Origin of the sequence: Microbispora cellulosiformans (assembly GCF_008728085.1) — a bacterium.
Classification (GTDB): Bacteria; Actinomycetota; Actinomycetes; order Streptosporangiales; family Streptosporangiaceae; genus Microbispora; species Microbispora amethystogenes.
Genome location: NZ_VYTZ01000014.1, coordinates 163,192 through 188,289 on the forward strand (window position 1 = coordinate 163,192; position 25,098 = coordinate 188,289).

The following is a 25,098-nucleotide window of genomic DNA, read 5'->3' on the forward strand; positions in this document are numbered from 1 at the left end:
AAGGCTCGTTTTGGGCATCGCGAAACAACCCTCACCGGCCAGCACCTTCACCGTAGAAATTGGTCCACTACAAGCAGTCGCCAGATTAGAGTAGTGGCCCAAGCGCGGCGCCTAAGGGTCTGGTCATCCAATCATTACCCGTGCTTTATGAAACGGCTAAGTCCTTATGGTGGTTGCCTCTTGCCGTGCGAGAAGTGGAGCCCAAATTGCCCATAAATGGGAGATTCTCCGCCTGATGGGCGCTTGTTCTGTATAGCGCACTAAATGTACTCAGGAGTTCCGTGAACGTCTCGAACCGCAACCTGAGGGCGGCAAGGTATACACCGCCAATGAGGGCGGCTACGGGCTCACGACATTCCGGCGTCCACCGTTAGCGGCCCGGCTGCTGGCTTTGATCGAGCCCGTGATCACGCGTGGAAGGCTGCGCATCCCGGGTCAGCGGCCATTAGGGCGGCTACGAGATGCGGAAGGTCGTCAACGCGATCCTCTACCAGAGCCGCTCCGGCTGCCAGTAGAACTACCTGCTCCACGACCTGCTGCGCTGGCAGAGACGGGAGAAACGACGTGGAGTCAGTCGTCCTCGGCAGGTGGGGCGTAGTTGGCCCCCTCCTCGCCGGCGGTGACCTCATTTAGTAGGCCGTCAATCTCAACCGCCGTCACATCGACGACTGGGTCGGCCTTCGCAGCGTCGGCCACCAGCGTCGGCTGGTTGATCCAGTCCTCCCATGACAGCCCGTACTTCTCAGCCAGGTAGCGGGCGCGGTAGAGCCGTGTCGCATCCTCGATAGCCGAATAGAGCATGTTGAAGCTGAGCCCGGCAACGAGGATGCCGCCGACGATCGGCATGACGTTGGCGAGCCGCGCCTTGGTGAGCGGCAGTCTGAGTAGCTTGAAGATCTGCAGGATGACCTGAACGAGAGGCTCCTTTCCCAACTGGTTCCATGTTGCGCGGCGCATCATCATCTGGGTGAGGCACGACAGGCTCGCGAGAGTAGCCGTCTTGGTCATGAGCGATGACGCCATGCCGTAGTTCAGGACCCGCATCAGGAATTCCTCCTCTTCAGGCTCCCGAGGGTCGTAGCCATAGTGGACGGCGACCTCGGCCACAGCGCGGCCGAGGAGAGCCAACGAGATCAACGCGTCTGACGCCACCACCGCGACCGCGACTCCTGCTGTCGTGCCACCCCTGACAGTCGTGCTGACCCTTGCTCCGGTGATCCTGACGGAGGCGGCGCCGGATTCGAGTACCGCGATGAACGGGATGGTCAACATCGGCCGACCTTTGTCGAGGTCCTTGAGGTCGAGCGACTCGAATGGCGACTCCGCACCCAGATCCTGGTGCTTGCGACGCAGCTTCTCGACGCGCTTCTCCAGCGATGTCGAAAACACTGCGGGCAAGAAGATGGCCTTGAAACAGCCTTCCAGCGCCTTGATGATGGTCTCGTCACCGAGTTCCGTGACCTTCACCGCGCCGGGGTCCTTCCTGATCTGCTCGCCGGTACGCTTGGTGACGAGTGCCACCTTGCTGGCTCCGCGTGCTCTCAAACTGTTCCGGCGCTTCCGCTCGTTTTCGAGCAAGGTGAACCAGGCCCGGGTCTCGTAGTTGGACATGTCTTTCCGCATCGATGCTCCTCACCGAACCATTGAAAGTCGCTCAAATACAGCGGGTCGTGGAACCGCCTGCTGACTGTGACGCTCTGCGGCCGCGACCGCAACGTCAAGTTACGAGCTCGCGCATGAATCTGGGCTATGGGAGTAGGCAGATGAGGCCGTCCTCCAGGTAAGCAGTCTGGCCGGCGTCTGCCGCCAAGATGGCCGCGTTCATCCTCCGCGCCAGGCCTGGCGGCAAGAGCTTGTCCAGGTCAGCGGGAGGAGCGAATACGTATTCGTCGAGTTCCTCGGGCTGCAGACGGAGCGCCGCGATTTGGGAATCAGTGAGCACGCCTGCATTGAAGACGAACATCAGCCCGGCGTCCCAGGGCGGTGTCGGTGGCACCCAGTCGACACATGCGAGCTGACCTACCGGCGGTGTGATGCCCAACTCCTCCTGTAGTTCACGGAGCAGAGCACTGGCGGGGGACTCCCCTGCCTCGACCATCCCGCCGGGGATGTCCCATTCGTCCTTGTAAACCGGGTGCACGACAAGCACCCGCCCCTCGTTGTCTCGGAGCAATGCGCCTGCCGCAGCACGAAGGCGGGGTACGGAGGCGACGAAGGCCAGGTATGACGCGGAGTCGCTCATGACGGCTCCGACACTATGAGCCGCGCACGGCTTGGCGCCGGTGTATTTCCAAACCTCACGCGGAGGCAGCTCGTACACCACTGGGTGGGACGTCACCGGTCGGCAGGGAAAGACGGCGTGTCGCCCACGGACTGTTCGTACCCTGAGCCGGTGCGTACCGGCTCTCTTGATACCCGTTTGATCGTTCTCCGCGGGAACTCCGGCTCTGGGAAGACCAGCGTCGCCCGGGCCGTGCGGGTCGCCTATGGCCGTGGTCTGGCTCTGGTCGGCCAGGACGTCGTACGGCGGGAGCTGCTGCGGGAGCGGGACGTACATGGGGGTGTGAACATCGGCCTCATCGACACGATCGTCCGGTACTCCCTCGATCACGGGTATCACGTCCTGCTCGAAGGCATCCTCACCGCCAGCCGGTACGGGGCGATGCTGCAGTCCCTACGCCGTGACCACGCCGGAACCAGCGCCTTCTTCTACCTGGACGTGTCCCTTCCGGAGACGCTCCGGCGGCATGACAGCCGCCCCCAGCGGTCGGAGTTCACCCCAGACCAGATGCGGGAGTGGTATCAGGAGCGCGACCTGCTGCCGGACGGGTGCGAGACTGTTATCGGCGAGGACAGTCCGCTGGAAGCGTCGGTGCGGCAGGTGCTGCGCCAGGCGCGCCTGGCTCCAGCCAGACCAACCAGTGACAACGCCGCACCCATGACGGCCGCCTCGGTCCGCGGTGATCCCCGCGATCGCGGTCAGTGAGGTGGTCGTGGTTGAGCGTATCGAGGACGGCGCGGACGAGTACGTCGTCATCGGACGCCTGTAGGCGCTTTCTTCGTCATCGGTCCGGTCCCCGCGTTCCTTGTGTTCCTCCCGTGAGGTGCTCTTCGGCCAGTAGCCTATGCCGGTGATTCTGGCTGACCCTGACCAGCACACACTGCGCGCGGCTGTGACTGACACGTACCGCGCCGAGGCGGAGTTCGATGACGCGCGGGCCTGGCTGGAAGAGCTGCTGGGCAGCCGCAGCGCTATCGAGCCGATCGCGGCTGAGGTCTGGGCGTTCGACGAGGCCCTTGAGCGTGTTCTGCTCGTCAAGCACCGCTGGAGAGGCTGGGTGGCGCCCGGCGGGAAGGTCGAGCAGGGAGAAATCCCACGGGACGCCGCCCGCCGTGAGCTGCATGAGGAAACCGGCATCGTCGGCGACCTGTCGGACGTCCCCGCGGCGGTTTTCGTGCGGTCCTATCGTTCTGATTGGGCGCCCACGCTCGGCCTTGCGTATGCCGCAGTGCTCAACGGGTCGCTCCCGCTGAGCGGTGAGAGTCACCAGCAGGCCGCCTGGGTCCCGTTGCACCACGACTGGGAGGGCGCCTTTCCCGAGGACAGACCACGGATCCGCGAGTACGCCAGGCATCTGGCCCGTACCCGAGAAGGTACGGGCCGCTGACCAGAGCGGCTCTGGCTGGAGCCGCTCACGTCACGCCTTTGCAATTACTACGAAGACCGTGAGCGAGTCACAGAAGCCCGCGGAGTGTCACTTCGGCCGTGTCCACGGCTGTGGTGAGAGCGTGCATGTGGGCAGGTGAGAGCTTCCCGGCACCGAGCCCTGACGCGGTCAGTACGGCGTGGAGTTTCTGTCTTTGCTCATTAGCCAGGCGGGAGTAGACCGGGCGGTGGTTCAGGACGTCGCGGGCGGCGTAGGCGTCGAGGATGGACACCTCCACGACGGCGTCCCGCAGAAGGGCGGGGCAGGGGCTGGTCCGGTCGTGGGCCAGGTCGAGTGCGGTCAGTCCGACTCGGGCCTGGAACGTCGCGGTCGCGGGGTCGGGCGGGGTGATCAGAGCGAGTGCCTCCTGCAGGGCATGCTCAAACTCCGGCTGCGGCGCTGGTGACGTCGCTGGGCGGCAGCAGATGCGCAGGAGGGCCGCGATGGCGTTCTCCCACGGTTCCGCGGGGACGGTGGATTCGATCGTGGCGCGAGCCTGCTCGTCGAGGCCACGTTCCATCAGTGACATGATCATGATTTGACGGCCGTCGAGGAGGCGATTGCCGACGCCGCGATGCGCGGCCATGGCTTCGGCGGCCTCGGTCCAGCGGCCGATCCGGGCCAGGGCCCTGGCGCCGTCGATGAGCACGGTGACCCACAGCTCCTCGCAGACCTTTCGGTGGTCCGCCTCTGTGTCGATCAGCACCGACAGATCCACGTTGTGGTTGCGGATCTCGGCTGTGCCGCGCCGCTGAGCAGCGCGGTACAGCCGCGTGAGCAGGTCGTAGGCGCCTTCGCCGTCACCTTCGCGGATCAGCAGCCGGGCGATGTTCACCAGTGGCATGAGTGCCATCACGGCGATGTCCCCCGTGAGGTTGCCCGCTTTGGCGAAGACCTGGTGCTGCCTCCAGCACAGTTGCGCGGCCAGGTCGGGCATCCCGACGTCGGAGGCGATCAGCGCGGCGTAGTTGAGGATCCCACTGGCGCGGGCCACCAGAGCGCGGTGGCTCGCATTGGTGGGCTCGACGGTCAGCTCGGTGAGGTGGCTGATGCGTTCGGCCAGGGGTAACCCGGCCGCCTTGGGTCGGCGGACCAGCGGGATATGGCTGGCTATCGCGGGGATCATCGGCTCAGCTCCTGCGCGGCCAGTCGACGACGAGACGGCTGTAGGTCTTGTCGATGACGAAGCGCGGTTCGGCGGTCGTCAGTTTGTCGCGGGCATCACCTACGGCCATGCGGAAGTCGGGTTCCGGGGCGTTGTTGCCCCAGCCGCGGTCCCATTCGCCGATCTCGGTGGCGACCTGGTCGGCGAGCTCGGCGGCGCGCGGGCCGTGGCCGATGACGCCGATCTCCCAGAACCTGCCCTGGTCGTCCTCGCCTTCGCGCACGGTCAGGTAGGCCAGGGTGTCGCCGTCGAGCGCGGCCATGGAGCCCCAGCCGAAGTGCGGGGTGAAGCCGGGGCGGGACCCGGGCATGCGCGACAGGCCGTTGGGCAGCACGCACGCCAGGTACAGATACAGCCACTGCCAGGGGTCGCCCTGGCGGAACTGCACGCCGGAGTAGACCTTGGCCGGCGGCTGGTCCAGGACGGTGCGTATCGCCTCGTGGTCCACGTCCTGCTCGCTGAAGGTCTCCAGGCGTACGTTTCCGTCACCGGCCATATGCACGAGGGTGTAGGTGTCGTCGCAGACGCCTTTGCGCAGGGGCACGAACGTCGCCATCTCGCACGAGACGGCCTTCCAGGTCTTGCCGTCGCGTTCGAAAGCGAAGGATCGCGAGATGCTGCCGCGGATCCGCATCGGGATGACCAGGCGTCCGTTCGGGGCGAGCTGGTCGAGGATCCTCAGGGGGATGTCGCCGGCGCCGACGGTGAACTGGATGCGGTCGAAGGGGGCGTGTTCGGGAAGGCCAGCGGCGCCGTCGGCCAGCACGACGGTCACGTCCTGAGCCCCGGCCTGCGCGAGGTTCTTCTGGGCGCCGTTCACGAGGTCCTGGTCGACGTCCACGGTCCACACGTGACCTCCGGGGGTGACGAGCTGGCCGAGCAGGTGTGCGTTGTAGCCGGTGGCGGCCCCCGCTTCCAAGATCCTGTGGCCAGGCTTGGCGCCCAGCTGCTCCAGCTGTGTGGCGACGATCGAGGGTGCGGAGATGCAAGAGACCATTTCGCCGGTCTCGTCGTGCTTGATGGGCACGGCGTCGTCGACGTACGCGGCCTGAAGGTCGGCGATGGGGAGGAACAGGTGCCGTTCGGTGTTCCGGAAAGCGGCGATGACGTCAGGGGTGCGCAGGTGGCCGCTGTCGATGAGGCGGGTCACGAGCGCTTCGCGCAGCTCGGCGGGGTCGGTTGCAGGCGTCACGGTGGTCTCCATTCGGGTGAGGTTAGAGTCCGGTGAGGTGGACGTGCGGGAAGACACGTCAGCTGCCTCCTCGTCGGCGAAGGCGACGTGTCGGCCCAGCCATGCGGTTGCGGCCTGCTCGTCAGCGGACACTCCGGCGCGGTTGAAGGCGAAGATCGCGTGATGGGCGAGTACCGCGCGCAGACCCCGCGTCAGCCGCCCATCCGCGGCCAGCCGCCTCAGCCGGTATCCGGCCTCCTCGAACGCGGCGACGCGCTCGGCCCAGCCGGGCTCGGCGTCCGGCCGCCGAGCAGCGTCGGCGTTCATGAGGCGCCGCATGGCCGCTACCGCCTGGTCACGTGAGGCGATGGCAGGCGGGGTGACGGATGGCCGCAGGGAGCCGAGCTTCGCCCAGACGTCGCCGATCTCGAAAGGGTCCAAGCCGGCCGCCCGGTTCATGGCCGAGATCAGCAGGATGCAGCGTTCCCGGGCACCTGCCCTGCCCGTCTCGGCCAGGGCTGCGCGGCTGTCCGCGCAGAAAACCTCATGGGCGACATCCATGCCTTCGGGGCCGCCGAACGCCTCGCTCTCCGGCTCGTAGACACCGCCGACCCAACCGCCGGCCACTTGGTCGGCGACGAGCCGGTCCAGCAGGTCCGCAGCCGGGCGCTCGGTGCGCAACCGCAGCCCGCCGTCCTTGCGCAGGAAGTGAAACCGCTGGTCGTGCAGCGCGGACGCCAGCGCCTGGGCAGCCCCCAGGCTCACGGAACCGCCTGGGAACGACACACTGGCATGCCACCAGCCCTGCTCGGGCGTGATCGGCAGGTCCTTATCGTTCACGTCCATGGTCGTGGGCGCTCCTTCTCAGTGGGGGCTGGGATCGAATGACCGGCGGGGTCAGGTGATCAGCAGGGCCCTGGCCCAGCCGGTCGTGTTCGTGCCGTCCAGGGCCAGTTGCGCGCCGGCACGGCCTTCCATGAATCCGGGCTTGGACAGCCGGTCCAGGTCAGCGGCCAGGCGATTTGTCAGGTCCTCGATCAGCGGCGTGTACCGGTCCGGGTCGGAGCTGTCATCGGCGACGGCACGGGCCACGGTCAGCAGGCCGGCCCAGCCGTGGCACAGCGAGGCATCGGTGATCCGGCTGAGGCGGGCCTGGTCGGCGAGGGCGCGCACGACGGTGTCCTCTGCCGCGAGCCGGCGGGCCGGGTCGTTCAGGGCGATGGCAGCCAGCTGCCGGGTGCGGGCGATGCCGAGTTCTCCGTAGCACCACGACGGGCGCGCGACCTGCGGCTTAGGCGGCTCGGGATCGGACAGCTGGTCGCAGGTGATCCAGTAGCAGCAGCCGTACCTGTCCAGCCAGCGCGCGAACACCTCGATGGCATCATGCTGTCCTGGCACTTGGATGCTGCGCCGGGCGGCGAGGGACAGCACCGCCAGGGGGCCGGCGATGCCGTGTGCGACACCGTTGTTGCCGTGTCCGCCGGGCATCTGTTCATCGGCGGGCCCGGCATCCGACCACCAGCCCGGCAGCTCCCGGCCCTGGATGCGGACCGGCCGGAACAGGGAAACCAGGTAGTCCAGCACCTCTTCCAACAGTGGCGAGGCGTCGGCGCGGGTCAGCAGCAGCGCGCCCAGCCCGGCCAAGCCCCGGATGAGGTCGAACTCCGCGAGATGCGGCAGCGCCTCGCGGGCCTGCCGCCGCCGTGCTGCGGCCAGTCGGGCGGCCACGACGCGGTCGACGGCGTCCCGGACGTCGCGGTCGGCGCGCCCGGCACGGCTGAGCACGAACTCCAGTGCCGGGGCGCCGTGGAACAACGACGCGTTGCCTCCGGCACTGACACCGCCTGCAACCGCCTGCGCCAAGGTCTTTCGAGCGAATGCGAGGTCACCGCGCTCGATGTGCAGCAGCGCCACTCCGAGCGTGCCCTCGGACAGGTCCTGCGTGCGGGGAAGAGTCGCCGTCATGAGCGTGCCCTCAGCGGGACAACGAGGCTGTGGGCCCGTCCGCTGATCCAGCCGTCGGCATCCGATGGTGGCGCCTCGTACAGGATCGCGACACCGGTCGGACTGGAGGCGAGGTGTGTGCGCAGCAGGTCCAGGTGCATGTCCTGGCGCAGATCAAGCGGAAGGTGCTGGTCGTCCTCGGCCAGGAGCACGCGGTCCGGCAGGCCGAACCGGCCCATCCATGCGTGCAGTCGCCCGGTCCACTCATCCAGCGTCGCGGTGCGACCGGGCAACTCGTGAGTCGGCAGCTTCCATCGTGCGGGCACCAGGATCGAACGCCGGTAGTGCAACGCCGGGGTGAACGGAAGGGTCCAGGCCGCGCCCCAGTCGAACCACGTCACCTGGGGAGTGGTGGCCCGACTGATCTCGGCCAGGAACCGAGCCAGGGGAGGGGTGTAGTTGTTCCACAGGAAGTTGATCGCGGTCGGTGCGAGCACCTCCACGTGCGTCCCGGTGGCGGCCTCGGTCAGATAGAGGCGGCCGTCGCGGAGACCGACAGCCAGATCGGAAGGGAACAGCACACCCTTCCCACGGTGCCGGAACTCCCCGACGCTGACCAGCCGGGGCAGCACCTGCGGGGCACGGGTGAGCAGATCGGCCGACACGCGGCCGGCGTGGAAGGACAGCTGGACCAGCTCAGCGCCAGGCTCGACCGTGGGCAGGCCGGCGTACGTCGCGCCGGTCTGCGGGAACAGATGCCAGAACCGCCCCGTCATCGAACCGGCCGCCCGAGAGACGGTGAACACCCGAAGACGAAAGTCTCCGGCGTCGAGAGCCCGCGTCGAGGCCGCCTGCAGCTGCACACACAGTTCGAGGTGGGGCGGGGTGACCGTACGCTTGCCCGCGGCGCCCTCCAACCGCTCGATCACCGCGCCGGACAGGACCACCGATCGACTGCCTGAGACGGCTGCGGTGGCGGCCAACTCCAGAAGCAGCCGGTCCCGGCGGGTCATCGGGCGGGGTGGCTCGGACACCTGGCCGAATCCCTCGGGGAAGCCCAAGCCCCTCTCGGGATCCGTCACCAGCTCCAGCGGCACCTCGACGCCCTCGCCGTACCGGTCGGCGAACTGCTCGATGTAACGGCGCCATGCCGGAGTCCCCGTCGGGTACATGGCGAGCCGGGTCAGGACCGTCGCGGCGGTCTCCGCCTCCGTCACGACCGTCGTCGGCAGCCACACCGTCGCGTCCAGCCGCAGATCCAGCGCCGCCGTCCGGTTCCGGGTATCCCGCAGGGCGGCCGGCAGGGCATCGGCCGGGTCAACGACTGTGGCGGGTGCACGCAGCGACGACCGCAGCAGCCGCACCCGCAGGAGCTCCGCGAGCAGCCCCGTCCGATGGCGTTCGTCCGTACCCGGAAACTGGGCGGCGAGCTTGTCCGTCAGAGTCGAGTACCGGATCGGCACCCGGGCCGCATCCAGCGCCAGCGCGACCGCGGGCGTCAGCGCGAGCGAGAACTCCGAAGCGCCCTCGGACGGAACGTAGACGCGCCCGGCCCGCTGACGTGCCAGGTTGTTGACGCATACGTCGACGTCGGCCACCTGCTCGCCGTCCGCCTCCCAGCCGCTGACCGCCGCGTCCAGCGCCACCGGCTCCGGCCGGGCAACAGCCTGGTGCAACTCCCCGAAGCGGACCTCAGCCACGTGGCCGAACTCGACCAGGGCGACGCCCGCGAACAGGCCGAACGGTGTCGAGCGGCGCGCGTACCTGATCGCGTACCGGGCGGTGGCCAGTGCCGCCCGGCGCGCCCGGCGTACCTTCACCGAGAGCCTGCCGAGGATCGCCTGGACCTGGCGGTCCAGATCCGGGCTGGCGCAGGACCCAGCCTGCCGAAAGGCGTCATCGGCCCACACTGCCGCCAGCCACGAACGCCAGCGCTCGAGGGGCGCTGTGGGACCCGGCCAGGGCGGCAGGTCCGGCCCGGTGAGGTGCACCGCGGCGCGCAGCATCCCCTCACCGGCAACCCGGTACAGGCTGTGTCGTAAGCGCGTCATCACCCACACTCCGTTCTTGACAGGAAGGGCGCGGGCCGGAGGGAACCGTCCGTCCGGCCCGCGCCGCCGGGCTGGACCTGGGCTACGAGGTGGTGCAGGCGCTCGGGCAGGAGCTCCCGCAGTTGTCGCCGGTGCTGCACAACAGCACCGTCTCGGTCGCCGGCGTGTTCTCGATGAAGGTGATGTCGAGCTGGAACGGGTCGTCGGCCTCGTCGCTGGCGTGCTGGCGCGGTTCGGCGCTCCGCGTGATGGTCTGCGTGCTCATTTTTGCTCCTGATCCTTGGTGGTAGGGACCTCGGTGACCGCCCGATGGCCGGGCTCTGGGGAGCCGGACCGCCGTGCGATCGCGTCCTCCCGATGTGGACTCCCCGAACCGCACCGGTTCGGGGACGTGCTGGTGGCCGGCGTCTCAGGAGACGGACCCAGCCACCACCGCCCCTTGTCGGCAGCTACACCGGCAGGGACGGAGCCTGAACGTTCGCGGCCAACCGCTCGGGGTCGAACTCGCCGTCCTTCACCCCGTTGATGAATGCGTCCCATTCGGCGGGGGTGAACAGCAGGACAGGGCCGTCCTGGTTCTTGCTGTCGCGCACGCCGACCTCGCCGCTCGGCAAAACGGCCACTTCAACGCAGGCGCAGTTGTTGGCGCTCCGGCTGCTCTTCCGCCAGGAAACGCTGGACAGCGCGAAGCAGGGTTGCGGCATGGACTATCTCCGATCTTCGTGTCAGCGGGATGGGACAGATTCCGGCCCGGGTGTTCCGCGCCGTGGTGCGCGCGGGCCGGGCGGAGTGCTCGACGATGCGGGAGACAGGGGACGTGTTACGCCAACTCGGGCAGGGGGCGCTCAACTACACCGCCGAGCTGTCAATGGCATCGCGACCCAGGGCGCCCTTTCCGGAGGCGACCGGGGTCCGGTGGGTTTATCCGGATGTCGCGGAGCCGCATGAACGGCGCCCGAGCGCGGGAAGGGCAAACCAGACACCCTTGCCCGCCTGCGTGCTGTGATACAGCCGGGCCGGGCGCACGCCGCAGTGCCCTTTGGTCAGGGCGGCGACGATGCTCAGGCCGAAGCCGCCTTCGTCAAGGTGGGCGATATCGGGGTCGTCGGCCACAGCCGGGCACACGAGGGCTTCGGCGAGCCGTTTGGCAACGATGTCCTCCTGGTCGCCGACGTCAGCGATCTCATAGACGATGGGGAACCCCGCGTACTGAACCAGTCGCAGCTCACACGGACCTCCGGTGTGCACGAACGCGTTGGTCGCCAGCTCACTGACCACGACGTCCGCCTCATCGAGCGCGGGGCCGTCCACGTGCTCGGCGACGTGCGAACGCAACAGACGCCGAGCCTGCTGTGGGCCGCCTTCGCGGCTCAACTGCCAGGCGCTAACCCGGATCAGGCGGTCCTCAGCGGGGATCTGCACTGGTTCTTCGGGTGTTGGTGGTGGCGTCTGGGTCGGGGCAATAAGCACATCCATCAAGGTCTCCTGAGCAGGCGTCTTCCGGGAGAACGCCGCCCCGTCGTGGTGACCGTGAGCGACGAGAGGGTCTCTCATGGGATTGCTACTGCGAGCGTGGCCCCTGCCGCGGAGAGAGCCAACGCCGTTGTGTCCCAGCCAGGCCGTCGCAGGTTAGGCCAGATTGGCCTACGAGAAAGGTGAGCTGGAGATACGCTCTCCCCGATCCAACAGCGGCGCGGGCACCATCAAGACGACGTACATCACTGGCTGGCGGAGGGCCCCGATGGACCCGAGTGCGAACGGCGACCGCGTCTGCCCGGCATGCCGCTTCGCCAAGCTCAGCCGGTACAACCCGGACCCGCTCTGCAGCCCCTGCCTCACCTCGGCCCGGGAGTCGACCGGCGTCACTCCCACCTGGGTCTGGGATTCGCTGCCTCTGCGGCAGGCACTCGCCCGGCTCGACATGGGGGCGGTGCTGGCGATCATGCGCGGAGCGTCGGGGCTGAGCCAGCTCGACTTCGGCAACCTGCTCGGCTGGTCCCAATCCGTGGTGACCAAAGTCGAACGACGCCAGCGGTACACCTTCCACGACGTACGGGAAATTCTCCGCGTCTGCGACGAGCTCGGGATGCCCCGAGCGGCATTGCTGCCGCTCATCCTGGGCCGGGAGGATGCCAGTCTGGGAAGCGACGATGAGGCCGGTTTTTGGGGAGTCGACGTGGACCTCGACCGCCGGGAGTTCGGCGCCGTGACCTCGGGATTAGTCGTGGCCGCGCTGCTGCCCCCTCCCGAGCGGGTCGATCGCGCGCACGTCCGCTATCTGCAGGCCGTCCTGTCGCGGCTGCGCACCCAGGACCGCACCATCGGCGGCGCCGGCCTGCTGCGCCAGGCCATGAAGACCTTCACCCGAGTACGGGCGATGCTGGACGAGTCCGACTACACCGATCAGGTCGGCAGGCAGCTGCTGGTCACGACCGCCGACCTCGGCATCGTCACTGCCTGGCTCGCCTACGACTCCGGCAACCAGCCCCTTGCCCGCACCTTGTACGGTCAGGCCGCGCTGCTGGCCGGCAGCTCCGGCGACACCGAGCTGATCGTGCACGTGTATGTGAACATGGCCCAGCAGGCGACCCATCTGGCCAGGATCACCGGCCGCCGGGGCACCGCGCGCGAGGCGCTGCGGTTCGCCGACCGCGCGGCCGATGCCGCCCGGCACGCCCGTTCCGCCACCCTGCACGCGCTGATCGCGCTTCGCCAGGCACTCGCCCACGCCCAGCTCGACGACGAGGTGGCCTTCCGTGCCGCGATCTGCCGGGCCCGCAACGAGCTCGACCGCGGCGCCCACGACACCGACCACCCCTGGAGCACCTTCGTCACCCAGTCGGAAATAGCCGGCTACGAGGCGATGGGCAGGATCGCACTCGGCGACCCCGGGCGCGCCGCCCGCCTGTATCGGTCGGTTCTCGGCGACCCGGCCCGCTCGCCCCGTGACCGCGCTTACTACCGCGCCCGGCTCGCTGCGGCCACCTCCGCAGCCGGGGACCACCGGACCGCCGTCAAGGAGGGCATGCAGCTCCTTCCGGATCTGGGAGAACGGCTGACCTCCGTCCGGGTGCTCAATGAACTGCGGCCCGTCCGGCACGAGGCGGAGGGTTTCGACGAGGAGTTCTGCGAACGCTTCGACCAGGCCGCCCGTGCGCTGGCCCTCGTCTGATCCTGAGAACCCGGAGGAACAGCATGACCGAACCTGTGATCTTCAAGCGGTTCGACGCCGCCGGCGCCCGCGAGCAGCGTGAGGTCGTGTCACTGATCCACCGCGACGCCTACGCCGAGCGGATCGCCACTGGTGACGCATTCGCCAGTGACCAGGCCTTCATGACCCGCTTCGACGCCTACACCAGCCGGGACGGCTTCGACCTCGTCATGGCGTACGCGGGTGACGAGCCGGTGGGCCAGGCATGGGGCTGGCCTCTGCCTCCTGAAACGCGGTGGTGGAACGGGCTGGAAGCTGAACCCGAGCCGGGTTTCATCGTCGAGGACGGCACCCGTACCTTCGCCCTTTCGGAGATCATGGTGCGGCGGGCCTGGACTGGACAGGGGATCGCGCATGCCTTGCACGATGAGCTCCTGGCCGGCCGCGGCGAACGACGCGCCACACTGCTGGTTCGGCCGGACAACACCACGGCCTACGCCGCCTACGTCCGATGGGGTTGGCAGCCTGTCGCCCGTCTCTGCCCAGGCTGGCCCGACGCGCCCCTGATGGACGTGCTGATTCTTCAGCTTCCCCTGGCACAGTAAACCTCGACGCCGCCTGCCGGAGTCGCGAGCAGGTCACACGGTCGGGTGGCGGCTCGGTGTGATCGGGCTCGAGCGGCCCGGGCGCGGAGACAGGCCACCGGTGGGGCACGTGCGAAGCGAGCCGCCAACCGAGGTGAAGGCGGCGCCGAAGGCCGCGGTAATCGAGCTGATGCTGCGCCCGGCCTACCGCGGGCACGGCTGTCCTACTGTCGCATCCGCAGGTAGCGGCGCACGCGCCGTATGAGCGGTGGGGCTGGCGGGTCGTCGGGACGGTGCAGTCGGCGCCGACGCGCCGGTGCTGGGCCGCCGCACGAACGAGCTCAAACGCGCTCTGCTCGATGAGGGACTCTTCGCACCCTGCGCCCAGGGCCCTGCGGCGTCATGGGTTTTCCGGCTCTGACGGCATGCCCCAGTCGCTGTATGTGGTCGTTATCGGTATGTCCGAGCCCTCGAAAACCGGGATGGACTGAATTACCCGGGTGGGGGCAAGGTTTTGATCCATAACAATTGTGAATTTTACACTACGATTCTTCGAGAAGGTGGATAGGAACCTGTAGAGCGGCCCCACAGTGGCGGACTTTGCCATCTTCGACATCGGGGCGCTCCCCTTGAGAAAAATCTGCCCTCCGATCACACTCTTCTTGACGTTGGAAGATGCAGCCACAAGATCTTGGACGGTGAACGGCGAACTCGCCCAACGAACTCGGCGGGCTGTCATGAAGGGCTCGGGGAGATTCTCGTCGGCGACGCCTGCTCCAATATCGGCATCCGTCGGATTCTCGGACGCGGTGTCGAAACCACGGTTGCCGATAAGTGTTATATTTGCTATGGATGACTTATTCTCGTCGTTGCCGAAATAGCTCAGATCCATCCGGTAGCGGGTGGCAGCAGGCGGGTGGAATGCCAGCTCCCCATCAGCATCGAACCCCATCTCGTCCCACCCCGACGACTTCAAGCTGAACCTTGCCGTTCCCATAGCCTCGGCTACAGCGAGAGAAGCACGGGCGACTTCTAGGGGAGTTGTCGGCTTCGTGTTGGATGGGGACGATTTACTGGGTGCAGTGGGCGCTGCGACTACTACCGGCTGCGCTGTTGGAGAAACGCTCGGATCTTGCCGAATCTTGGAATCTGGTTCAACGCCACCGAACTGTGAAGTTTCATGAAGTAGTACCGGAACTCCAACACCGACTGCTATAGCAGTTGCAATTCCGCTGAACAGCCAGATTCGTTTACGTCGCTTCTCTTGCTCGCGGCCCCATTGGGGCAGCGGTTCGGTCCAGGATTTCACCTGAAGATTCAAGGTCAACTCGGTGGTTTGATCCGTGGTCGTCTCCGAGTCCGGAATAAGTAACCTAACCAGTTCATCAGCCGTCGGACGCTCTGCCGGCTCCTTCTTCAGAGCAGTAGCGACAATCGACTGGAGATCTTTGGGCAAGCCATCAAGGTTCGGAACTTCATTACGGAGACGGAAGACCACAGCCTCCAGTGGACCGGAGCCATACGGTGGATTACCCGTCCCGGCCAACACCACCGTACAGGCCCACGCGAAGACGTCCGCAGGTGGACCTCCCCGCCCTTCGAACTGTTCTGGGGCCATGTATCCGGCAGACCCCACAACGACCCCGGTGCGCGTGATCGATGTGGCATCGAGTGCCTGAGCGATTCCGAAGTCAATGACCTTGGGGCCAGCGGCGGAAAGCAGGATGTTGCTGGGCTTGAGGTCGCGATGCACTACCCCCGCTGTATGGATCGACCGGAGTGCTTCAGCGAGTCCAATCGCAATCTTGCGGGTGGCCTCAGCCTCTAAAGGCCCTTCTTGAGCTATGTAATCAGAAAGAGATGGGCCATCGACGTACTCGGTGACGAGGTAAGGAGGGCTGGCCTCTAGGTTCATCTCGATGATGCGGCTTGTGAAGCTGCCTCCTACAAGGAGGAGTGTTGTTGCCTCACGGCGGAAACGCGCCAGGAAGCTGTCGTCGTTGGCTAGTTCTGGGCGCACGACCTTGATGGCTACAGGCGGCCCGTTCCTAGCCCGTCCTAGGTAGACCCTCCCCATACCCCCAGTACCCAGTTGGGCGAGCAATCGGTAACGTCCGATGCGCTTCGGGTCAATTGACGTCAACTCGCTACGAGCCACAGGAGCGCACTCTCACTCTTGGAACGATCTACTGGGTGAGAGAGCATATATCTCAACCCGGCAATGTGGAAGATCAGATTTGTGAGACGCCGACTGCGTAAGACAGGACGGCAAGTCGCACAGGTCGTTCGTGCGCCCTGCGGCAATCCGTGCCACAGCTGCGCTCGTCATGTCTGGTCAAGTTAGCTTCGAGGGCCTGGCGCTCTCTGTCGCGGAACCTCGCCGCGAACTCGCAGGTAGTCTTCAGGGCCCCAATTCTGCATCCCAGAGGACAATGCGAACGGGCTCACACCATTGGGGGACGGCCAGCGAAGGTCAGCCGCAGCACGGGTAAACCAGGACGTCGGCCGGCGCTGACCATACCCATCCTTCATGCCTTCCCACAGACCGGCGAACCAGACGCCGAGGCGGTAGAAGGGGGCGTGCCGGGCGAGGTCGGTTGCCGGATGGTGGACGGCGACGCCGGGGGCGAACCAACCTGTGCATCCGAAGTCCGACAACCTCCAGCTCAGATCGATGCCTTCGTGGAAGAGGAAGAAGTGACCGGGCCAGCGCCAGCCCGCTCGTAGCCGACTTGGCGGACGAGGACCACAACTTCGGCCATGACGCTGACGGTGCCGGGACGGACGGTGCCGCCAGTGGGACCCAGCGGCTCAGGGGCCCGCCAGCGTGCGCGCCATCGCCTTGAGGAGGGTGTCGCCGATCGTTAACGTCGAGGGTGGTTCTGGGGCTGGTCATCGTGTCTTCCGTACGGGTGCGGGCCTCGAGGCGTTGGGAGCCGTGTCACCTGCTGGGAGACGAGCGAGGCGCATCGTCATGACGGGCTTCCGTCATCCTGATCCGGCCCAGGCTGGCGGCGTTCAGCCGAAACCGCGCTGGATACAGCGGCCATTCCGCTAACGTCGGGCGAGTGACCGCCGACGCTCGTTCACCGCAGTCCGCCGATCGCCTGCGCACCGAGCTGGTCACCGCGCTCAGGGAGTGGGGTTCGATCCGCTCCCCTGAGGTCGCCGCCGCCTTCGCGAAGGTCCCTCGAGAAAGGTTCGCACCGGAAGCGCCGCTCGACGCCGCCTACTCCGCCCAGGATGTCGTCGTCACCAAACGCGACCCCGACGGCAAGGCGACCAGTTCCATCAGTGCGCCCTGGCTGCAAGCCGAGATGCTGGAGGCCGCCCGGCTGACCCGCGGCGCGCGAGTCCTGGAGATCGGCTCCGGCGGCTACAACGCCGCGCTCATCGCCGAGATCATCGGCCCAGACGGCTTCGTGGTCACTGTGGACATCGATCCCTGGGTCACCGAGCGGGCGGCCCGCTTCCTGGCCGACACCGAATATCCAAAGGTCAAGGTCGTTCTCGGCGACGCCGAGCACGCTGCCAACGAGTACGGCCCGTTCGACGCCATCCTCGTGACCGCCGGCGCCTGGGACTGCCCCTGGGGGCGGCTCCTTGCCCCGGAGGGCCGGATGGTGGTTCCCCTACGCTTCGCCACCATCACCAGGTCCATCACCTTCGTCCGCGACGGCGACCGGCTCCAGGGCCTGGACCCCACCGTGTGCGGGTTCATCCCCATGCAAGGGGCCGGGGCGCACAAGGACCAAGAAGCCGTCCTCGCTGGTGGAGCCGTCAAGCTGACGATCGAAGACGGCCCCGAGCTCGACATCGGCGCTCTCGACCGGGCGCTGGTCGAACCCCGCACCGAGCTGTGCACCGGCGTCGAGGTCGGCAGAGGGGAACCGTTCGACACCCTCAACCTGTGGCTGGCCACAGTCGAGGACAGGTTCGGCATGATCTGGCAGGACCCCGATCGTGACCGCGATCTCGTCCAGACCGCCCTGCGCTGGTACTGCCCGGCTCTCATCACCCCCCACAGCTTCGCCTACCTCACCCTTCGCGACGCCCAGCCACGTGCGACTGCGGCGGTGCACTACGAGCTCGGGGTGTACGGACACGGCCACTACGGCGCCGAGCTCGCTCTCCGGCTCCATGACCAGATCAAGGTCTGGGATCACGCCTGGCGCCACCATCCTGAGCCAACCTTCAGCCTCTACCCCGCCGACGCCACAGTGCCGAATCCAACTGTCGGCCGGATCTTCCGCAAGCGGCACACACAACTGGTCATGGCCTGGGCCTGAGCCCTGCACTATCAGCAGGGGTTGTACGTCAGTGCCGAGACGCCGATGGATGAGGAGTTGCTTGCTGCAGCAGGTCCCGTCTCTTGCGTAAGCCAGGGCGAATGCTGCGCGAAGTGCTTGCCGTTCTGAACCGGCAGCGCTCCGCGCCGTTTCCAGAGGCGATGACCGTTCAGATGACCAATGACAAGCCAGTGGGCAGCCGATTGAGAGCGGCTGACGGCAGGGCAGCGAAACCCCAGGTCAGGGATGTAGAACCCCAGCCACTCGGCGGCCCGACTGACTGACAGACACCACCTATCAGAGGACCGACGGGGGCCGGCGCGGTAATTCTGTTTCTATTATTGGATTCCAGGGGCGTCGGAATATATATTTTTCGATTTCCCGTATCGCCTATGAGGTCAATTAAAGCTCACTCTCAATCTGGCTGACCTCCTGTCTCCGGCTTGCTTGATTTCTCAACCCTCTCTCCGAGTGTCATTTCCTTGCCAATCCGATTCCTTGCCTGGCCAGGCTATCATTGGCCAAATAGGGTAAAGAAACGCCGAATGTCGTTGAGTTGGACGCCGTTCTGAGATTGAATTGAACCGATCAAAGGCAGTGGGGGCGCGAAAGGCGCGCTCCTATAGAAGAGATCGGAGATAGAAGATGTCCAACGGGGTGGCTCCTGGAAAGTGTGTTCCCACCAACGTTCCCGGGGAGACGCTTACGCCGGAAGACATGGCAAGGGTGACGTCGGAAGATTGGGCGGAAATCCGGCGGCTGGCACGCGGCTATTGCCGGACGGTCGACGCGACGCGATCCCGTAAGCGCATGGACGGAAGCGCCACGATAGTTAAGCAGGGACACGCGCCGTACGGCACCGATGACGTTTCGGATGACGTCACGCAGGATGCGGTTCTTCTCTTCGCCCAGCGGATCCGAGACATAATCGCTTCCTGCCGTACCGCTCCTGAAGGCACGGCAGGGTCCCCCGCATGGGTCTACGTCCGGCGCGATGGCGGTGAGATGACAATCACGCGGACCACTTTGCAGAGGTGGGCGGTTCGCGATGCTGCCGCCCGGAACGGATACCGCATCGATGTTCCTCCGAGCGAGGTCGACGCCACACCCGGCGCTCAGCTCATGCGTGGATTGCCACACGCTGAGAACGTCTCACGGGCGGCCGTAGCTTTCTGCACTGCGCAGAACAGTGCCGTCATCTTCCGTCAGGCGTTCGGAGACGGTCAGGACTTCCCAACCATCACAGATGTGATGGAGGTAGCGGGTCAGGCCGATGATCTGGGCCGTGCGGGGGTCCTGAACAAGGTAGCTCAGAAGCGCTACGGGGGCGCGTACGGCTCTCGCCGGAACGTGATCCGGGTGCGTGATGCCGCACGCGCGGAGTGGCGCGAACTGTCGGAGCGTCTTGACGACGCCAGGAGCGCGATGGTGCACGGCGGAACCAACAGCGCAGAGGACTGACGCAACCGGCTGAGAAGGGCCTCAGAGAGCCTTCTGAGGCCCTTTTTCATGCCCTCAGGATGCCCGCCTTGATTGAGAGTCCAAAAGTAGCCGGGCAAGTACGGACGCTTGGGCTGCCTCAACTCCCGTATTCAAGGGAGAACGAAACTCGCCGTGTGCACCTTCACGTATTCGGCGCGATGTTCGCTCGTATGGTGCTGTCCTACGGCTTGGTTTCGTGCCGTAGAGCGGTAAGCCTCCTGACCGTTCGTATAGTGCGCGGTGACATTGGTAAAACGTCGCGGGGTGCGGACGGTCGAGCCGATCCGGTCACCGTATTTAGATGAGAGCGAAATCCGCCTCACATGTTGTTCTGTGGCTCACGTAGCCGTAGCCGCAGGACGGCACGGTGCCGGAACGGTCGGCCGTCGGTGCGGCGTGCGCGGCAATGCTGCGTAATTGTTGCCGAGTGCGGACGGTCGGGCCGTTCCGGCCACCGTATTTAAGTGAGCACAATTCGCGACGCGAGAGCGCCGGACACGCCGGAATCCGCCATACGTAAAAGCGCGTCCTGATTCCCGCATCCGCCGGACCGTACGAAAGGCCGCCGGACAGGCACCGACAAGGGAGGCAATTGTATGGAGGTGAGGTCTGCCGCCCGGGCCGGCTGGGCTGTGGGTGACCTGACGGTGTGCGGCGGGGGCCGCGTGATGCGGGTGGCCGCGTTGGGCGAGGTCCGTCCAGACACCGCGACTTTGGTGCCTGCCACCCATTCCGGCGGCGTGCGTGAGCACGTGGTGACGGTGGCCCTCACGCGAATGCCCACGGCCGCTCAGGTGATCACCTGTCTTGGTTGCCTGGCCAGGACCCATCTGTGGATCGACGCCACGCACACCAACCGGGCATCGGGGGCGCGTGTGCGGTTGATCCGCTGCTCGCGCTGCTTCGCCGATGCCCTGGAGGTCAAGGACTGCGAGATCCACGCGGTCAGCGCGACCGTCCGCCCGCATCACCTCCCCGCCGTCGCCGGTACTGACGGCGCCATTCCACGTTTCTGAACCCTTTGGAGTCGCCATGGCGATGACGCATGCCCTGACCCTGCCACCCGGATGGCTCATCAGCTCCCGGCTGGTGCCCGCCTGGCAGATCGACACCGATCACCTGCTGGAGCTGGAGGCGGCCGGGCGGACCGATGACGGCCGGATCCGCTGGCGGTACCGGCTGTCGCGGCGCCGACGCACGATCTTCACCGCGTCCGACATCTGCTCGGGCGTCGGCGCGGTGCTGACGCCCGGTGAGCTGATCAGCGCGGCCCGGACGGTCCTGCACTACCTCACGCTGCGGCCGGGCGACACCGACGCCGACTACTTCGACACCTACACCCGCGCTCAACTGGAGTGGCGCGACCGGTACGCCGAAGAGCTGTCGATCTACGCGATGGACGAGTGGTGCGGCTACTGCGGCGGCGACCACGCCTCGCCCGGCTGCCCCTCCGGATGCGGGGGCTGAGCGTGGGCCGGTGGTACGGGCTCTGGCACGGCGGCACCGGATACAGCCCGCCACAGCCCGAGGATCTGGAGGAGTTCGCCAACCTGGCCGAAGCCCACGCGAAGCTGGCCGACCGGCACCGGTACGGCTACTGGCAACCCTCGCACTTCGCCTTCACGCACCGCGAGGCGGCCGACGTGCTCACCCCGTGCGTGGGGGAGGACTGCGAAATCACCTTGTACGGCTCCGCCGACGGGCTCGACTACCCCGATCGGCGGATCTGCCTTGGCCCACGCGGCGGCGTCCGCGCCGAACGCTGCTGACTCCGCCTCTCTTCATTCCATCGCCCTCGGCTGACCGCGCCGGGGGCTTCTTCATGCTCAGGAGGATGCTCATGACCTCTGGTCTGGATCACACCGTGCGGCTGAGCCGCCCGGTCGACTTCATCGCGATCGTGCCCTACATGCTGGGGTTCCATCCGCAGCGCAGCATCGTGGTGATGGCGTTCGAACCCGGCGCCGACCCCGACAGCACCACGCGGGGGCTGCGGTTCAGCGTGCGGTTCGACCTGCCCGGCAACTCCGAGGACACCCCGGAACTGGCCCGGCACCTGGCCGAACTGCTCACCCGCAACGGCTCCGAGCGGGCGATGCTGATCGGGTACGGTCCCGGCTGGCACGTCACCCCCGTGATCGACGCGGTACGCGGCGCCCTGTCGGAGGCGGGCATCGACACGATCGACGCCCTGCGGGTCGACGAGGGCCGCTACTGGTCCTACGCCTGCCCCGATCCCGGCTGCTGCCCACCCGACGGCGTCCCGTACGACGTTGGGGACAACCCGGCCGCCGCGGCGGCGGTGTTCGCCGGGTACGTTGCCCGGCCTGACCGCGCGGCCCTCACGGCCATGCTCGCCCCCACCGGCGGCCCCGACCGGGAACACGTGCGGGCTGCCACCCGGCAGGCCTGCACCCAGGCGCGTACCCTGCTCACCTCAGGGGACGCCCACGACTGGTATCACGAGGGCCTCGACCACATCACCGCCGCGCTGGACCGCACCCAGGCCGGGCAGGAGTTGTCCCCCGGCGAGGTCGCCGAGCTGAGCGTGCGGCTCACCGCGATCCTGGTCCGCGACGCCGCCATGACCCTGATCGGCCGATACGACGACGCCACCCACATCCGGTTGTGGACCCAGCTCACCCGCAGGGCCGAACCGGACTTCGCCGCCCCGCCTGCCGCGCTGCTGGCGTTCCTCGCCCTGCGCACCGGAGACGGGCCCCTGGCGCGCGTCGCGGTGGAACGGGCACTGTCGGCTGATCCCCGCTACAGCCTGGCGGGCCTGATCCGCACCGCGCTGGACTGCGGGCTGTCCCCGGAAACCATCTGCGGCCTGGACTTCGCCGGAATGGCCGACGAGATCGCCGACAGAGCCGCCCAGTGCCCGGACGGGACCCGCCCGGTGCTGCCGGAGGGCTGGTGACTGGCATGGGCCACGCCTCTACCCGAACGGTCGCCCTGACCGGCCTGTCCGCGCACCTCATCGACATCGACGCCGACACCCACGCCGGTGCCGCACCCGGTGATGCGGGGTTGCACCTGCTCGGCCTGCCGGAGCTGTCGGTCTGGCCCGCCCGCGCGAGGATCCGGGCCGCGATCACCAACGGCGCACCACCCTGGCCGGACACACCCGTCACGGTGACCGTGACACCGGCGCTCCCGGTCTACAACGCGGCGGCCGATCTCGCCCTGGCCGTCGCGGCGCTGGCCGCCGCAGGCCTCATCCCACCCGAACGGATCACTGGGCGGGTGTTCCTCGGTGAGCTGGCGCTGGACGGCCAGATACGCCCCATCAGAGGCGTCCTGCCGATGGTGGCCGCCGCGGTCCGGGCCGGAATCAGCACAGTCGTCGTCCCCGCCGCATGCGCGCGGGAGGCGGCCCAGGTGCCCGGCGCCGTGGTGATCCCCGCAACCCGCCTGGCCGACGTCGTCGACGACCTCCGCCACGGAACCCTCCGCGACTACCGGCACGACCACGGGCCGGAGGTCGCGCCGTCGTCGTTCGCCGTCGACCTGGCCGACGTGCGCGGTAACGAGGCGGCCCGCCGCGCGCTGGAGGTCTGCGCGGCGGGCGGGCACCACCTGTTCCTGTCCGGCGACGGCCCGGCCACGATGCTCGCCGAACGCCTTCCGGGCATCCTGCCGCCGCTGACGGATGAGACCGTCCGGGAGGTCGCCGAAATTTACTCGCTGGCCGGTCACTCCCACAGGGTGCCGAGGCTCACGCCGCCGCTGTCCGCGCCGCACCATTCGGAGACTGCTGCGGCGATCTTCGGCAGCGTGGCGGGCAATCGCCCCGGTGCGGTCTCGCTCGCTCACCGCGGCGTGCTGCATCTGGCCGACGCGCCGGAGTTCGCCCGCCCTGTCCTGGAGGGCCTGTGCCGGCCACTGGACAGCGGACAGGTTCACCTCGCCGGGGTGGGCCGGAGCGTCCGCTACCCGGCACGGTTCACCCTGGCTCTCGACGCGCGCCCCTGCCCGTGCCCGGAAGGGCAGGACTGTGCCTGCATCCCGGAGGTCAGGCGCCGCTACCGGGCACGTCTCGCTCCGCTCATGTCGCGCGTCGCCGTACGCGCGCCTGTCGAGTGGGGGGATCGCATGGCGCGGGCGGGTGAGCCGAGTGCGACGGTGGCCGCGCGGGTGCTCGACGCGAGGGACCGGGCGGCCCACCGGCTGGCCGACACACCATGGCAGACCAATGCCGAGATACCCGCACCGGACCTGCGCGCCCGCTTTCCCGTCTCCCCGGAGGCCGCCGAGCTCCTACGGTCCGCGGTCAACGCCGGGCTCGTGACGGCTGACGGGCTATCGAGGCTGCTGCGCGTGGCCTGGACGCTGGCCGACCTGCGCGGCGCCGACCGGCCCCAGGCCGACGATGCGGCGGGAGCCCTCGACCTGTGGAAGGGGGCAGACGGCGATGCAGCCCGGTGACCGCGTCCTGGTCCGCCCCTCCTTCCACGTCCCGGTACGGCCATGGTGGACGGAGTCGTATCAATCGCCGTTCTACTACCCGGGCACGGTGACCCAGGTCAACGCACAGCGCGGACGCGCCCACGTCGAACTGGACGAGTCGCTCTACCCCACACCCTGGCAAGACCGCACCCAGCTCTTCCACCTCAGCGACATCCACAGCTACGGCTGCCGCTGCCAGGAATGCGCCAAACCCGGCCGAGACATTTACCGATACCGCGCTGAGCAAGAACGACTACGCAACAAAGAGCAGCCGTAAGCATTCCGGCTCAACGGGCGATGTCCTGAATCAAATCGGTCACCAAGCCGTCACACCTGTGCCGTCAGCGCAGGTCAAAGCGTATAGCGGCCTTGGCGGCGGACGTTCGGACCTCGCCGGATCCCGTATTTAGATGCTAGCGCCAAGCGTCCCTTCGATCAGTGATGACGCTCGATCGGCAGTCATCAATTCCTTTCGCGCCGCTGCTTGCCAGGCCCGCTTTCAACTCGTCAATCAATAATACGAAAGGAGTTTGTGCGTGAACGACTGGGAAATCGAGGAACTGGTGATCGAGGTCGCCGAGTATCTGGAGGGCTACAGGCCCCTGGTGCGGTCCGGTCATCCGGCCTATCTGCTTGGACCCGCTGACGCCCGCCTCGTCGTGCATCCGGTCTGGAATCAACGGGGACGGATCAGGGTGCTCGGCATCTACCCGGACGGCAGCAGGGGCACTCTCCCTGACCTGCGGCGGCACGAGATCACGGTGACGGCGGCACGAGGGGCGAAGTTCGTCGCGAAGAGGATCGAACGCCGCCTACTCCCCGACTATCGACGCGACCTGCTGGCCTGCTGGGAGCGACTGGCGACGAAGGCGACTGAGAACGGCACGCGTGCCGAGATCGTTGAAACCCTGGTTGAACTGCTGCCCGTGGCGTCGCTTACCGAGAACGGGCGACAGGCCGTTGTGCGGTGGCGGCTGGGTGGTGCCTCCGGCTCATTCGCCGTGCACGGCGACACCACGAGCACTATCGAGATCCACGCAGCCGATCGTGAACTCACCGAACGCGTGGCCTACGCCGTACAACAGCGCTCCATGTGAGCTCG

At 67.2% G+C, this 25,098-nt stretch carries 22 protein-coding genes; 12 read left to right on the forward strand and 10 right to left on the reverse strand.

The features are described from left to right. Window positions 1-570: 570 nt before the first annotated feature. Both F5972_RS30155 and F5972_RS30160 read right to left on the reverse strand, forming a co-directional pair. Window positions 571-1,623 carry an EcsC family protein gene (locus tag F5972_RS30155; protein WP_150938337.1) on the reverse strand — a complete coding sequence of 351 codons (1,053 nt, stop codon included), beginning with the start codon at window positions 1,621-1,623 and terminating at the stop codon, window positions 571-573. 124 nt (window positions 1,624-1,747) lie between these two features. Next, window positions 1,748-2,242: an NUDIX domain-containing protein gene (locus tag F5972_RS30160; RefSeq protein WP_150938339.1), complete on the reverse strand. Its 495-nt coding sequence runs from the start codon at window positions 2,240-2,242 to the stop codon at window positions 1,748-1,750. Between the two features lie 177 nt (window positions 2,243-2,419). Between F5972_RS30160 and F5972_RS30165 the strand changes: the two genes are divergently transcribed. Both F5972_RS30165 and F5972_RS30170 read left to right on the forward strand, forming a co-directional pair. Continuing rightward, a complete protein-coding gene (locus F5972_RS30165; RefSeq protein ID WP_225312028.1) occupies window positions 2,420-2,986 on the forward strand; it encodes a P-loop NTPase family protein in 567 nt (188 codons plus the stop codon). Window positions 2,987-3,131: 145 nt separating this feature from the next. Next, a complete protein-coding gene (locus F5972_RS30170; RefSeq protein WP_318527645.1) occupies window positions 3,132-3,668 on the forward strand; it encodes an NUDIX hydrolase in 537 nt (178 codons plus the stop codon). A 67-nt stretch (window positions 3,669-3,735) separates the two neighbouring features. Here the strand turns inward: F5972_RS30170 and F5972_RS30175 are convergent, their stop codons facing one another. From F5972_RS30175 to F5972_RS30205, 7 genes are all read right to left on the reverse strand, one after another. After that, window positions 3,736-4,833, reverse strand: a complete 1,098-nt coding sequence (locus tag F5972_RS30175; protein ID WP_150938344.1) for a hypothetical protein — start codon at window positions 4,831-4,833, stop codon at window positions 3,736-3,738. 4 nt (window positions 4,834-4,837) lie between these two features. Further along, window positions 4,838-6,889, reverse strand: coding sequence for a methyltransferase, FxLD system (gene fxlM / locus F5972_RS30180; protein WP_150938346.1), 2,052 nt, complete (start codon window positions 6,887-6,889; stop codon window positions 4,838-4,840). Between the two features lie 51 nt (window positions 6,890-6,940). Continuing rightward, window positions 6,941-8,008 (reverse strand): lanthionine synthetase C family protein, encoded by a 1,068-nt coding sequence (locus F5972_RS30185; protein WP_150938348.1) that lies wholly within the window; start codon window positions 8,006-8,008, stop codon window positions 6,941-6,943. Beyond that, window positions 8,005-10,038, reverse strand: a complete 2,034-nt coding sequence (locus tag F5972_RS30190) for a lantibiotic dehydratase family protein (RefSeq protein ID WP_225312029.1) — start codon at window positions 10,036-10,038, stop codon at window positions 8,005-8,007. Before F5972_RS30190 ends, F5972_RS30185 begins: the two co-directional genes overlap by 4 nt. Window positions 10,039-10,120: 82 nt before the next feature. Further along, on the reverse strand, window positions 10,121-10,303 hold the full coding sequence (locus F5972_RS30195; protein ID WP_150938350.1) for an FxLD family lanthipeptide: 183 nt from the start codon (window positions 10,301-10,303) through the stop codon (window positions 10,121-10,123). 184 nt (window positions 10,304-10,487) lie between these two features. Continuing rightward, on the reverse strand, window positions 10,488-10,742 hold the full coding sequence (locus tag F5972_RS30200; RefSeq protein ID WP_150938352.1) for a DUF397 domain-containing protein: 255 nt from the start codon (window positions 10,740-10,742) through the stop codon (window positions 10,488-10,490). Window positions 10,743-10,959: 217 nt separating this feature from the next. Continuing rightward, window positions 10,960-11,514: an ATP-binding protein gene (locus tag F5972_RS30205; RefSeq protein ID WP_150938354.1), complete on the reverse strand. Its 555-nt coding sequence runs from the start codon at window positions 11,512-11,514 to the stop codon at window positions 10,960-10,962. A gap of 265 nt (window positions 11,515-11,779) precedes the next feature. On the opposite strand from F5972_RS30205, the gene F5972_RS30210 reads away from it, so the two are divergent. Continuing rightward, window positions 11,780-13,210, forward strand: a complete 1,431-nt coding sequence (locus F5972_RS30210) for a helix-turn-helix domain-containing protein (protein ID WP_150938358.1) — start codon at window positions 11,780-11,782, stop codon at window positions 13,208-13,210. A gap of 23 nt (window positions 13,211-13,233) precedes the next feature. Further along, window positions 13,234-13,794, forward strand: coding sequence for a GNAT family N-acetyltransferase (locus F5972_RS30215; RefSeq protein ID WP_150938360.1), 561 nt, complete (start codon window positions 13,234-13,236; stop codon window positions 13,792-13,794). Window positions 13,795-14,173: 379 nt separating this feature from the next. Here F5972_RS30215 and F5972_RS30220 read toward each other — a convergent pair whose 3' ends face one another. Further along, the gene (locus tag F5972_RS30220; RefSeq protein ID WP_225312030.1) at window positions 14,174-15,931 is read right to left on the reverse strand and encodes a serine/threonine-protein kinase; all 1,758 of its coding nucleotides are present in this window, start codon (window positions 15,929-15,931) and stop codon (window positions 14,174-14,176) included. A gap of 910 nt (window positions 15,932-16,841) precedes the next feature. Here F5972_RS30220 and fxlM (F5972_RS30225) point away from each other — a divergent pair. The 8 genes from fxlM (F5972_RS30225) (at window position 16,842) to F5972_RS30260 (ending at window position 25,093) form a co-directional block, all read left to right on the forward strand. Next, complete coding sequence (fxlM, locus tag F5972_RS30225; protein ID WP_191910383.1) at window positions 16,842-18,062, forward strand: methyltransferase, FxLD system; 1,221 nt, start codon at window positions 16,842-16,844, stop codon at window positions 18,060-18,062. Window positions 18,063-18,779: 717 nt separating this feature from the next. Then, window positions 18,780-19,523, forward strand: coding sequence for a hypothetical protein (locus F5972_RS30230; protein ID WP_225312031.1), 744 nt, complete (start codon window positions 18,780-18,782; stop codon window positions 19,521-19,523). Between the two features lie 617 nt (window positions 19,524-20,140). Then, complete coding sequence (locus F5972_RS30235; RefSeq protein WP_150938368.1) at window positions 20,141-20,560, forward strand: hypothetical protein; 420 nt, start codon at window positions 20,141-20,143, stop codon at window positions 20,558-20,560. A gap of 16 nt (window positions 20,561-20,576) precedes the next feature. Continuing rightward, window positions 20,577-21,011 carry a hypothetical protein gene (locus tag F5972_RS30240; RefSeq protein ID WP_150938370.1) on the forward strand — a complete coding sequence of 145 codons (435 nt, stop codon included), beginning with the start codon at window positions 20,577-20,579 and terminating at the stop codon, window positions 21,009-21,011. After that, complete coding sequence (locus F5972_RS30245; RefSeq protein WP_150938372.1) at window positions 20,999-21,313, forward strand: hypothetical protein; 315 nt, start codon at window positions 20,999-21,001, stop codon at window positions 21,311-21,313. The genes F5972_RS30240 and F5972_RS30245 overlap by 13 nt, the downstream gene beginning before the upstream one ends. A 71-nt stretch (window positions 21,314-21,384) precedes the next feature. Further along, on the forward strand, window positions 21,385-22,467 hold the full coding sequence (locus tag F5972_RS30250; protein ID WP_191910384.1) for a DUF4192 domain-containing protein: 1,083 nt from the start codon (window positions 21,385-21,387) through the stop codon (window positions 22,465-22,467). Between the two features lie 5 nt (window positions 22,468-22,472). Next, the gene (locus F5972_RS30255) at window positions 22,473-23,975 is read left to right on the forward strand and encodes a YifB family Mg chelatase-like AAA ATPase (RefSeq protein WP_150938376.1); all 1,503 of its coding nucleotides are present in this window, start codon (window positions 22,473-22,475) and stop codon (window positions 23,973-23,975) included. A gap of 557 nt (window positions 23,976-24,532) precedes the next feature. Further along, complete coding sequence (locus F5972_RS30260) at window positions 24,533-25,093, forward strand: hypothetical protein (protein ID WP_150938378.1); 561 nt, start codon at window positions 24,533-24,535, stop codon at window positions 25,091-25,093. The last annotated feature ends 5 nt before the right edge of the window (window positions 25,094-25,098 follow it).

What these genes read in the sequence shown, in the direction of transcription:
- F5972_RS30155 (WP_150938337.1), bottom strand. Translation starts at nt 1,623, where the DNA reads ATGCGGAAAGACATGTCCAACTACGAGACCCGGGCCTGGTTCACCTTG.
- F5972_RS30160 (WP_150938339.1), bottom strand. Translation starts at nt 2,242, where the DNA reads ATGAGCGACTCCGCGTCATACCTGGCCTTCGTCGCCTCCGTACCCCGC.
- F5972_RS30175 (WP_150938344.1), bottom strand. Translation starts at nt 4,833, where the DNA reads ATGATCCCCGCGATAGCCAGCCATATCCCGCTGGTCCGCCGACCCAAG.
- fxlM (WP_150938346.1), bottom strand. Translation starts at nt 6,889, where the DNA reads ATGGACGTGAACGATAAGGACCTGCCGATCACGCCCGAGCAGGGCTGG.
- F5972_RS30185 (WP_150938348.1), bottom strand. Translation starts at nt 8,008, where the DNA reads ATGACGGCGACTCTTCCCCGCACGCAGGACCTGTCCGAGGGCACGCTC.
- F5972_RS30190 (WP_225312029.1), bottom strand. Translation starts at nt 10,038, where the DNA reads ATGACGCGCTTACGACACAGCCTGTACCGGGTTGCCGGTGAGGGGATG.
- F5972_RS30195 (WP_150938350.1), bottom strand. Translation starts at nt 10,303, where the DNA reads ATGAGCACGCAGACCATCACGCGGAGCGCCGAACCGCGCCAGCACGCC.
- F5972_RS30200 (WP_150938352.1), bottom strand. Translation starts at nt 10,742, where the DNA reads ATGCCGCAACCCTGCTTCGCGCTGTCCAGCGTTTCCTGGCGGAAGAGC.
- F5972_RS30205 (WP_150938354.1), bottom strand. Translation starts at nt 11,514, where the DNA reads ATGGATGTGCTTATTGCCCCGACCCAGACGCCACCACCAACACCCGAA.
- F5972_RS30210 (WP_150938358.1), top strand. Translation starts at nt 11,780, where the DNA reads ATGGACCCGAGTGCGAACGGCGACCGCGTCTGCCCGGCATGCCGCTTC.
- F5972_RS30215 (WP_150938360.1), top strand. Translation starts at nt 13,234, where the DNA reads ATGACCGAACCTGTGATCTTCAAGCGGTTCGACGCCGCCGGCGCCCGC.
- F5972_RS30230 (WP_225312031.1), top strand. Translation starts at nt 18,780, where the DNA reads ATGGCAAGGGTGACGTCGGAAGATTGGGCGGAAATCCGGCGGCTGGCA.
- F5972_RS30235 (WP_150938368.1), top strand. Translation starts at nt 20,141, where the DNA reads ATGGAGGTGAGGTCTGCCGCCCGGGCCGGCTGGGCTGTGGGTGACCTG.
- F5972_RS30240 (WP_150938370.1), top strand. Translation starts at nt 20,577, where the DNA reads ATGGCGATGACGCATGCCCTGACCCTGCCACCCGGATGGCTCATCAGC.
- F5972_RS30245 (WP_150938372.1), top strand. Translation starts at nt 20,999, where the DNA reads ATGCGGGGGCTGAGCGTGGGCCGGTGGTACGGGCTCTGGCACGGCGGC.
- F5972_RS30250 (WP_191910384.1), top strand. Translation starts at nt 21,385, where the DNA reads ATGACCTCTGGTCTGGATCACACCGTGCGGCTGAGCCGCCCGGTCGAC.
- F5972_RS30255 (WP_150938376.1), top strand. Translation starts at nt 22,473, where the DNA reads ATGGGCCACGCCTCTACCCGAACGGTCGCCCTGACCGGCCTGTCCGCG.